The 12,062-nt window shown below is 40.8% G+C and carries 3 protein-coding genes; all 3 read right to left on the bottom strand.

The features are described from left to right. Positions 1 to 43: 43 nt before the first annotated feature. The gene (locus tag V6R21_RS06175; RefSeq protein ID WP_334241798.1) at positions 44 to 370 is read right to left on the bottom strand and encodes an ArsR/SmtB family transcription factor; all 327 of its coding nucleotides are present in this window, start codon (positions 368 to 370) and stop codon (positions 44 to 46) included. 135 nt (positions 371 to 505) lie between these two features. Next, on the bottom strand, positions 506 to 1,297 hold the full coding sequence (locus V6R21_RS06170; RefSeq protein ID WP_334241796.1) for a DUF4382 domain-containing protein: 792 nt from the start codon (positions 1,295 to 1,297) through the stop codon (positions 506 to 508). 190 nt (positions 1,298 to 1,487) lie between these two features. After that, positions 1,488 to 12,002 carry a PKD domain-containing protein gene (locus V6R21_RS06165; protein WP_334241795.1) on the bottom strand — a complete coding sequence of 3,505 codons (10,515 nt, stop codon included), beginning with the start codon at positions 12,000 to 12,002 and terminating at the stop codon, positions 1,488 to 1,490. Positions 12,003 to 12,062: the final 60 nt, after the last annotated feature.

Raw genomic sequence — 12,062 nt, 5'->3', positions numbered from 1 at the left:
TGAGTTTAATCGTAATATTTCGATGAATTAAATCAAATTTTTTTTAGCAGCATTTTGGGCTACATACTCTTGCGGCCATAGCGGCAAAAGCCTCCTGTAAAGCTTTCCAGTTTTCCTGATTGACACAATAGCAGGTATTTTTACCTGATATCGTTCCTTGGATTAGCCCAGCATTCTTAAGCTCTGCCAAATGACGAGATACCGTTGATTGTGCCAAAGGCAACTCTTCAACAATATCACCGCAAAAGCATGCGTCCCTTGTCGCCAAGAAGTCCATAATGGCAAGTCTTGCCGGATGTCCCAATGCTTTCAAGGCATCTGCCATTTTCATGGTCTGCTGAGAAAATCCTTCTGTTTTCGTTGTTCCCATATCGCAATATTACGATGAATAAATTTACCATCAAATATCTTTCATAAAAAAAGGAAAGCAACTGCCACTGCTTTCCTCTGTATATCAACTGGAAAAAAGGATACCCGAGGGTACCCTTCATGAACAAGTACTGGATTATTGCACTTCTTCTTCCAGTTCGATTGTCTCTAAGTCTGTTACTTTCTCCAATACCACTTCAACTCCCTCAATCATTACAGGAGCCATATGGCTTTCTGCTGAAGGCTCAATGCTTACTTCGCAAGTACCAGGCTCTACACCTCTCAATAAGAATACACCATTCTCATCCGTGTATGCACTTGCTAAAGTGTCGCCTTCATGTAGCGCATAAGCAACAGCATCAGTAGCTGGTACCAACTGTCCTGTGACAGCACCTGAAGTCGCTTCTGCAATTGCCCTGATTACAGGTTTCAGACTGTACTTGTCCTCTCCTGATACCACAATTGATTTGGCTACATCAAAATCCAGCAACACGATATATGTAATACCTTCAGTCAATTCTGCATGCAAGTTCAATTTCAAACCTGATGTTTCAGCTGATGGTGTTTTAAGCGCAACTTCTTTTTCACCAACAGTCAGTGTATTGCCTTCTCCCAATACCAATCTGATCTGAGAGATTTTACCAGCAGGCAATTCATTTTCTGCCAACAATACATCCACACCACCTGTCAGCTCCATTAGGTTATACATGCCTTTCTCAACACCTTCCATGCTCATCCAGCCACTATATTCTGCATTATTTACATGGATTTTAACGTCCTGTACATTGATATTTAATGCTTTGAAGTCACCAGGTGCATCTGTTAATCGAACTGCAAATTTTGCTGTACCGGTTTCACTTTCGCTACAAGCCATCAAGCTTAGTGCAGCCATTAAAGTGACACCTAACCTTAGTAGTGTTTTTTTCATAAACAATTCCCTGCAATGTGTGTGTGAAGAGTATTAATATTTAAAGAATGTTATTATTCAATTTTTATACCAACCTGAAATTAATTCGGGTAACATTTTATACACTCTTACAATTACCCACTAAATAGTTTTATACAAAAAAATAGGGTTGGCTACTAATCTGTAACCAACCCTTATCTAAATGCTAATACTATCTAATCACTGTGACACTTCTCTCATCCTTAAATGTTTTCCCTTGGAACAACTCATTCTCATATTTGAGCGTAACGAGATAAGTACCCAGTTCTACTGGTTTTCCTCTATAGGTACCATCCCAGCCATTGTCAGGGTTTCGAAGTTCTTCTCCATCTGCATATTCCCTATAGAAAATAATCTCTCCCCACCTGTTATAAATCTTCATCTCAATATTCAGTAGGAATTTCGATTCGATAAAGAATGTGTCATTCATACCATCTCCGTTTGGAGTAAATGCATTTGGTGCGAATATCTTCGGAGGACATGCTTCACGCACTACGATAGTTTCTTCAGTGGTACAGCTTGTTTCATGAGACAAGTCTGTAACCAATACAGTATAACTACCTTCTTCTCCCCTAACTACTGTTCTCGTTGTTTCCCCTGTATCTTCCCAGTAATATATATAATTCTCCCCTTCTGCTGCTTCAAGCGGGATTTGAGCACCATCCTCAAAACAGAAAGTCTTTTGATCATCTAAAGCCTCTGCTGGAAGAGGATTCATCACCAAGGTAATTTCATGGTCATATGTACAAGTAGTTCCAGACTCAATATCCGTAACTTCTGTTGTATAACTATAAACTCCAGGCTCTGATACATAGATCTTGTCAGATGTCTGTCCATCTTCCCACAAGTATGTCTGAGTTATACCTTCAATATCCATATTTGCATCTAGCTCCACCATGTCTCCCTCACAGGCTTCCATATATGACTCACCCGTTACTTCAGGAATTACATTTACCAATACCGAATCCTGTCTAGGACATCCATTGGCATTGTAAGTAGTCACATAGTAAGTAGTTGTTTCTGCTGGCGAAACCGTAATAGAAGCTGTTACTGCTCCTGTGCTCCACTCGTATGTCACTCCACCGTTCACTGCTAGTACTGTTGATGAACCTCCACAAATAAACTGTGTATCTGTCACTGTTACATCTGCCAAGTCCAGTACTTCAACCTGATGGAATGCTGTATCCTTACAACCCAACTCATTTGTCACTTCCAATGCTACTGTATAAACACCTCCTTGAGTATAAGCATGTGTTATTATCTCATCTGTTGAAGCTACCTGATCCGGTGCATTGTCATAATCCAAAATCCAGCGATAAGCAATTGTTCCATTTGGAATACCCGGTGTTGAACTATTGGTTGTCGTAAACGCTTCATCAATACACAAGCTACTTGGCATCGTGAATATTGCCACTGGTGAAGGATGAATCGTAAATGACTCTATAAATAGCTCTGACGTACAACCTAACTCTGTAATTACTCTTAACGCTACAGTATAACTACCTGATCCTGTATACAAATGCGATGCATCTGTAGAATTGGTTGACAAATCTGCCACAAATGTTCCGTCGTAATCAAAGTCCCACTCGTAGATATTCTCTCCAGATGGCACACCTGATTCGGAAGCATCAAACAGTGTTTCCTGCATAGCACAACCCACCTCAGAAGACATTGTAAATACTGCTTCCGGAGTTCTATGGAACAGAATTTCTGTCGTCTTGATACCTGGGCAGCTATCTGGCGTCTTAGGGTTCACGGCAGTCAATGTAGCTTTTGCTCTGATCTCGAAGCTACCAGCATCAAACATCGGTGTGCCTAACTGAATTTCAAATTGACTGAGGTCCGAAATACTTTCAATTGTTCCTCCCTCTATATCTGTAATTTCCCAGCTATAATCCAAGTAACCCACTTTCGGTACTGAAGAGCTTAGGGTAATAACGTCAGCTTCACAAACCCCTACAAATTCCGGCAATTCCACATGTGGTGAACGGTGGAATGTCATGGTATAGGTTCCTGTACTGCTATCTCGCTGGCAGTCTTCTTTCTTTTTATTAGCTACAGTTAGCTCAACCTCAAAGGTGATCTCTTCTGTGTTGATATCTATAAAGTCTTCTTCATAGACTGTTACGCCTAGGTTTTGTCCTGTAAAGGCATTTACAGTATTTCTAATTTGATCGATACCCGTTGTATTGGCGCCTACTACACTACCTTCAACTAGTTTCCATGTAAAGCCAAAATCCTCTTCCACATTCTCATCACCAAAAGGTAGCAATGTAGTCAGTGTCTCTGAACAACCTTCCACATCTGTTGACTCCTGAATGATTTCTGGAATTCTGGTAAATACGATTGTGTATTCCTGAGGCGTTTCACATCCACCAACAGCTGTATTTACAGCAGTAATTCGAGCCTGAACTGTAATCAGACCGAAGCCATCTGCAAATGCATCATTGGCAACAACCAAATTACTAATCACAGGAGTTGTAGTCCCTTCAATTAAGGTAGTCAGAGCTGTTTCTACAGCTGGTTGAGCACCTTCAATACTCACAATTTCCCATTGATAACTGAACAAAGCGGCATCTACTGCTACAGCAGACAGGCTTCCAACCTGTTCTGCACACAATACCAGTTCTGAAGCCTCTGCAAAAGTAGGTTGTCTTTGTATGGTTACTTGAATGTCTTTGGTCACAGTACAATAAGGAGTACTTACTGTTGCAGTCAAGGTTGCATTGATCACACTACTGCCTGATGTAAAACTCAAACTATCCAGCATTAGTCCAGAGCCATCCGTCCCTTGAGGAACTAAGGTAAAGTCACCTCCAGATATAGTTCCTTTTACTGTCCAGTCATAATTGAAAGATGTGATGGTTTCATCATATACATCTACCAACATGATATTGTTATCACCATCTGTCTGACAAAGTGCTTGATCAGTCAGGTAACTCAAATCAGCCTCACGGTTGATTATAATAAAGAAGTCCCTGCTGGCAGGAGAACAGGCACCTTCCAAGGTAACCGTTATTTTACCACTTACTCTGTTGCTACCTTCAGCAAAATCAACCAAGTCTACTCTTAGTCCTGAATTGTTATTTCCTGATGCAGAAATGGTCAGGTTTCCTCCTGTTACAGAAGACCCATCCAACACCCAATTATAATTCCAACCGTCTAAGGTTTCAGTATTTTCTGGATAGACCATTACCGTTTGTGCACTATCTACAGCACAGAATTCCTGATTGGCAATAAAGTCTAGGTCAGGTGCTCTGTCAATAGTAACATTAATCACATGGTTATCAGCATCACAACCACCTATAACAGTCAGGGTCAATTCTGCCTCAATCAATTTGCTATCTGTATCAAATGTGATGTTTTCGAAATCGACTTGAGAGTTATTATTTCCTGAGGTTTTCAGCCCCATACTTCCACCATTCAAAACATTCAGTGACCAGCTATAACTAAAGCCATCGACTGTCTCTGTAGCTTCCTCGATTGCATTGATCAGAGCAGTACCATTTACCACACAGAAGTTCAATGTTTCGATTTCTGCAGCCTCAGGTTTTCTATTGATTGTGACATCCAAAAGTAAGTCAACATCTGCACACGAACCTGAAGTAGTTACCCTTACCTGTCCATTGATTTGGGATTTCCCATCTGCAAAATTGATATTATGGACAGTCAAACCTGTACCTGTATTATCACCATTGGAGCCCCTTACTTCAAAAGTACCATCCGTCGCACTTACAAAAGTCCAAGTGTAAGTAACACCATCAATCTCATCAATTACACCAGTTGCTACTACTTCAAGCTCTTCTCCTCCTTCATCCAAGGCACAAAGCGGATCAATCGTCAACCCATCCAAATCAGCTGCACGGTCAATTGTAATTGTCACAGCTATCGGGTCCACTGTATCACAGGCTCCATTTACAGTCAGTATAGCCTGTCCTGTAACCTGATTACTGGTACCTGTAAAGGTGATATTCTTAACATTTAAACCATATACATCAGCACTTACTTGCTCAATGTCAAAACTACCTCCGGCAAGGGAAGTTCCATCCAATGCCCATGAATAGGTATAACCATTAATTTTTGTATTGTTGACAATCGCAGGAACAATGCTGGTTGTTCCATCCTTCTCACAAAGGACCACATCTGCAATATCACTTAAATCAGGTAGGCGATTAATCACTACATCTTTATAGAATGGTGTAGCATCACAACTGCCAGATATAACTGCTTTAAGTCTTGCCCTAATCTGACTGCTATCTCCATCAAAATGGATATCATTAACCGTTACTTCAGAATTGTTGTTCCCTCCCAATACCATTGAGAAAGAACTTCCTGAAGGCTCAATACTGTCAATTGTCCATTGGTAATCAAAACCTGCTACGTTTTCCGACAGTCCTTCAACCAACAACTGGTTATCAGCCCCCTCTATCACACAAAGTGTCAAGGCATCATTTGGAGCTTCAGCCTGACGGTTGATTGTAATCAAGAAGTTGGTACTGTCTTTTTCACAGGCACCTTCCAATACTACTTTTACCCAACCACTTACCTGATTGCTACCTGTCTCAAAATCTACCATATCAATATTCAGGGCAGAGCTATCTGCTCCTGATGCTGAAACGGTAAAATCACCCCCATTTACAGAGCCTGCATCCAATGTCCATTTATAAGTCCAACCCGGAATCGTTTCAGGATAAGCACTGTAAACTTCAATATTGGTAGCACTATCCAAGGCACAGAAAGTTTTGCTCGCAATGTAACTGATATCAGGAGCTCTGTTTATCGTAATTGCAATCGTGTCGGTATCTACATTACATGCACCTGTTCCAGTAAATACAAGGTCTGCTGTGATCTGACTTTCATTTGTACCAAAATCTATATTGGTAAAATTGACATTAGAGTTGTTGTTACCCAATGTATCAAGTCCCAGTGTACCTCCATTTATATTAACCAGATTCCAATTGTAGTTGAAATTCTCAATCAATTCACTTGACTCTGCGATTGCTTCAATGCTTGCCTCGCCATCCACTACACAGAATTCCAGTACTTCAATTATCGACACATCAGCCTGACGGTTGATGATAATATCCAAGGTAGTAGTAGTCGGATCACAAGCACCAGTTCCAGCTGCAGTCACCTCCACTTTACCCAGAATCTGGGATTTACTGTCTGCAAAGTTCACATCATAGACGATCATACCTGTATTACCAGCTCCAAATCCTTTTACCTTAAATGAGCCATCCGTTGCACTAATGAAATTCCATGTGTAAGCCACATCCTTGATAATCTCTGTATGCTCCGTTACTGCTACAATTTCTTCACCTGCCTCATCAACAGCACAAAGAGGATCAACAGATAAGTAACTCAGGTCCGGTTTACGGTTTACAGTAATCATCACTGAAGCACTCAATGGTTCACAAGCACCATTCAAGGTTACTGTCGCCCAACCTCTGATCTGATTACTTTCATGGTCAAAGGTTATATTTCTTACATTCAAGCCATATACATTCGTCGCCACCTGCTCTATATCAAATGAGCCACCCTGTAGCGAATCCAATACCCATGTATAAGTATAGCCATCGATTACATCATTATTCACAATAGCTGATATAGCGCTTGATGTACCATCTCCATGCATCTGACAAAGCTCCACGTCAGCAATTGATGTCAAGTCTGGAATACGGTTAATCACGACATCCTTATAGAATGGTGTAGCATCGCAACTGCCATCCACCACTACTTGTAGTCTTGCCCTGATCTGGCTGCTGTCCCCATCAAAGTGGATATTATCAAGTGATACCTCTGAGTTATTATTTCCGCCAAGAACCAATGTAAACGAGCTTCCGGCAGGTTCAATACTGTCTATCGTCCACTGGTAATCGAAGTCGGTCACCTCTTCTGCCAATTCCTCAATCAGCAACTCCCCACTTGTTCCTTCTATCACACAGACTTCCAATGGGTCATTTGGCTCGTCCGCTATACGTTCTATATGTATGGCTACATCTTTCGATACTACTTCACACCCGTTATTGACCGTTACTCTTACATAACCGTTGACCTTACTGCTTCCTGTATCGAATGTTACATTCTTCACAATCAGCCCTGAGTTCATATTACCTGTTGGTTCTACTTCAAATGAACCACCTGTCAATGAATCAGCCGCAGTGATCACCTCCCAGCTATAATCAAAATCTCCTATGGTCTCCGTATTTGCTGTAACGGCTTGAGCTGAACCGCCTGTTGCCAAACAAAGTGGATCAGCCAGCAAGTCAGACAAATCTGGCTTTCTGTTAATAACTAATACTATATCCTGATTTAAAACGTCACAATCTGTAACCTGCTCAAGATTCAACTTCACACTAATTTGCTCTGAGTTGTCAGCAAAGTTGATATCCTTAAATCTTAGTCCAAAACCTGTTGCTCCAAACTGTTCGGCTGTCAAGGTACCTCCTGAAAGTGCATCCGAAAGAGGTGCGCCTGATGGATCTGTTATTGTCCATGTATAAGTAATACCCGCCTGAACAACAGTGTCTGGGTTCACTTCCAATAGTGGATGTCCGTCCACCACACAATAAGGTCCAGTTGGCATATTGAAAGGACTTGCCTCCAGTTGGATATTTACTGGAATCAAGATAGAAGTAGTATCTCCACAAATAGGGCTTAAGCCATTTACAGTCAGACGAAGACTACCTGTAATTTGATCCTTGTCGGTATCAAAAACGATATCCCTGAAATGAACGCCTGAGCTGTCGTTTCCAAATTCCAAAATATCAAAAGTACCTCCATTCAAATCTGCTGTTACGATCTCCCACTCATATTCATAATCATCTATGGTAGGAAGATTGGCAGGCACCACGTTATCCACATCATTCTCCGTCTCAGAACACAGTACAATATTGAGGGCATTTACCTTCAACTGGTTAGGTCTTCTATAGATCGTAACCGGTATTTTCGTTTCCTGTGCCTCACAAGTAGCATCTACATTTTCAACCTTTAGGGTCAGTTCACCTGTAATGGTTGATTTACCTCCATCAAAAATGATTGAAGCAAAATCAAGCTGGGAATTGTTGTTTCCTGAAGCTGATAGCTGAATTGTTCCATTATCAGGTCCTGTCGTAAAACTCCAATCGTAGTTGAAGCCTGTTACATATGGTTGCTCTCCGAAAATGTTCAGGTTATAAGTACTGTCAAATTCACAGATTTCTACAGCTGCGTAACTGCTTAAGTCTGGCAAACGGTGAATCGTCACGTCAATGCTGGTGGAATCATTACAGCCTGCTGTGCCATTTACTTTCAAGTAAAGCGGAACTGTAATCTTGTTACTAGCCCCTGTAAATGTCACTGTGCTAAAGCTTACACCTGATTCATCAAATGTCGCATCTTTTGACACCGTTCCTCCAGTTGGTGTTCCAACCGTCCAGTCATAGTCAAAGCCAGTAATTGTTTCAACACTTGGCTGAACTACCACAATATCCGTTGCGCCATCCACTGCACAGAAACTTGTATCGTTCAGTGCCAAGGCATCTGGCGTTCTGTTAATCGTAACTGGAATATTGATCTCTGACAGACCACAAGATGCTTCAACACCTGTAATTTCAAGTTTTAATGTTCCCTTAATAACACTCTCATTCGTTCCAAAAGTAACATCATCCAATTGAACTCCTGAATCACTATTTCCATAAGGAGTCACCTTTACCGTACCTCCTGATGTAGCTACATAGGTCCAGTTATAGACAAACCCGTCAATCGCATCCCCATCAGGCGTCACTACATCAAATCCTGACTCATTGTTCAGCGCACAAAACTCTATTGGACCTAATGTACTTGCTACTGGAATTCTATCAATAGTTACTGGTATGGTTACCTCATTTTCACAAAGTCCCATCATACCACTGACTACAAGTTTTAGGCTATCTGTAATCTGATTGGAAGTACCGTCAAAATCTATATCATAAAACTCAACACCTGAGTTATCACTCCCTGTTGTTCTATATTTAAATCTGCTTCCATCTACCAATGAGTAGCTGTAAGAATATCCAGTAATAATATCTGTATTAGCCACTACAGCCTCCAAAGCATCTGTTTGTCCATCTACAGCACAAAGCCTAATTTCTGTCAGCCCCAATTGATCCGGTACCCGATATAGTGTCACAGGTATAGAAGCAGTTGTTTGACAAGCAGCATCCAAGCCTTGTACCTCCAATTCCAAGACATCATTGATCACACTTGCTCCAGATGGGAACGTGATATTATCAAAAAACACCCCAGAACTATCCGAAGTAAAGGACAAGTCTATGTTAGTACCGCCTTGAAGCGACCACTTATAATAGAAATCGGCAATTTCAACAGGGTCAGCCGTTACTGCTACTATACCGCTTTCTCCATTTGTAACACATAATTCTATATCTGTCAGATTTACCTGATCAGGGATTCTACTAATCGTAACAGGAATCGTTACCGAGTTGGAACAACCTCCATTCAGGTTATTGACAGTCAGTTCCAAAGTAGCTTCTATCTTGGATGCTCCCGCTGTAAATTCAATGTTTGTAAAGTTTACACCTGAGCTATTGAACCCAACGGTATCAAGCTCAATATTATCAGCTCCTGTTATTCCAGTAAGGTTGTAGATATACTCATAATTTGGAATCGCATCTGCATTGGCTTCAATCGCTTCCAGCAGCGCTGTATTGTTGAAAGCACATAAGTTCAGACTTGTAATTTCCAGCTGCTCTGGCAAACGATGAATCGTTAACGGAATTGAGTCTTCCAAGATTGGACAGTTAGTTCCCACACCTGTTACCCTAATAGCAACCACTGCGTCTATTTGGGTTTGGTTAGTATAGAAATCAACACTATTCAACTCAATACCTGAGTTGTCATCACCAACAATACTGAAACCTATTGTACCATTTTGAATATTGACAATATCCAATGTATAGGTAAACCCTGAATCACTCGTATTTGAAGGCAGCAATACAACTGGTGAAGACAAGTTTTCAGATACACAGACAGAAATGCTATCAAAAGTAAACTGATCTGGTATACGACTGATTGTTACTGGTATATCTACACTAGTGTCACAATCTCCTACACCATCAACAGCCAGACTTAGAGTACCTGTTATTTCTTGATTTGCTCCTGTAAAGGTGACATCATTTAGGCTAACACCGTTATTGAGTGTATCAACAGCTACTGTACCTCCAGTAAAACTATTTGTCCAGGTATAAGTAAAGTTATCAATGCCTGTCCATGATGAGATTACATTGGCAAAATCATCCCCATTCAAAGCACAAAGCTCAATTGAAGTAGGAAGACTGGGTAATTCAGGACCTCGGCTGACTGTAAAACTTATATCCTGTGAAACATCTCCACAAGTAGCCGAACTAATCGTCAGGGTTATATCTCCACTTATAACACTATTACTACCAGTGAAATTAATGTTGGAAAGCGTTAATATGCCATTGGCATCTAGACTCGCCGTAACGTCCGGTGTAGACGAAGCAACACTGTAGGTAAAACCGTTGATAGGGTCAATCTTAAAGTCTGTATCTGGAACAGTATAGCTGGCTCCATTATCCACACATGCAGTAGGTATAGCCAATGTCAACTCCTCAGGTATTCTATTGTAAACCATCGGGATTGTATCTGATACAGCGCCGCAACTATCACTGGTTACAGTCAGGATAGCATTTGCCGTAACCTGAGACTCACTGTCAGGGAAAGTAACCTGATCAACTGAAAGTTGACCTGTCGTATTATCCTGTGAGAAACTAATAGCTGAGTTATCAATTACCCAATTGTAAGAAAGGCCTGCTGTTGCAATTGCATCACCCGCATACACCTCCCCAATTGAGCCCCCTTGTTCAATACATTGAGGATCAAAAACTGTAAGATCCAAATCAAAAGACTTAAAGAAATACAGTACCAGTGGTTCACTATCTTCAGCTGCACACACTCCATTGTCACTGATAGTCATCTCAATCATACTTTCTCCAGGAGCAAAATGCGTATTGTCAACCGTTAGTGACAAAGTAAAGTCTGAAGATAGATCTTGATTGATTTGATCCTGATAATCATTATCTGCTTCCGCTGTTGCTCCTGTAGTGGTTATCACCCATTCAGGTGTAATTTTAGCCCTATCATTATCATATTCAGCAGAGATTGTTACTGTTGCTTCCCCATTGATTGGAATACAGAAAGAAGGTCCAACAGGATCCACTGTCAACGTTACTTTCGGCATACGGAAAAAGATCACCGTAATATCTTTCTCATTATAACACGTTGATGGAGTAGATGTATCAGCACAGCCGTTTTCCCACACTTTTACCCTTATAAGGGTTTCAGCATAATCCTCATCCTTACTATCAGGTTTTAGCTTAACATTATTCTTGGTTTCTATATCTTTACCATTATTAAACCCTAGGTTTCCTTCTACGTGACTAATGATTTCCCATTCAAAACTATATTGAGAACCTAATGCGTTTCCGTCATCATCCAATAAAATAAGATCATGATTCCTTTGATTCCCTTCAGGAAAACATACCAATACGGTATCAGAGAGGTTAATTGGCGGTGTAGCTAGAGGCTTATAAACAGCAAATGGGTCCTCTTTTGCAAAAGCACCCGTCATTACCATTAAGCATAACAATCCAAAAAAAGTACGAAGCAACAGCGTAAATGTATTTTTCATATAGTCATCGAGCTATTCTGAATATCTCTAATATTTTTATCTCAACTTGGTTTTTGGCTT

The sequence above is a fragment of the Limibacter armeniacum genome (genome assembly GCF_036880985.1).
GTDB classification, from domain to species: Bacteria; Bacteroidota; Bacteroidia; order Cytophagales; family Flammeovirgaceae; genus Limibacter; species Limibacter armeniacum.
This window is presented reverse-complemented; position numbering and strand designations above follow the sequence as displayed.

Coding starts and splice junctions, on each gene's coding strand:
- V6R21_RS06175 (WP_334241798.1), bottom strand. CDS start 370: ATGGGAACAACGAAAACAGAAGGATTTTCTCAGCAGACCATGAAAATG.
- V6R21_RS06170 (WP_334241796.1), bottom strand. CDS start 1,297: ATGAAAAAAACACTACTAAGGTTAGGTGTCACTTTAATGGCTGCACTA.
- V6R21_RS06165 (WP_334241795.1), bottom strand. CDS start 12,002: ATGAAAAATACATTTACGCTGTTGCTTCGTACTTTTTTTGGATTGTTA.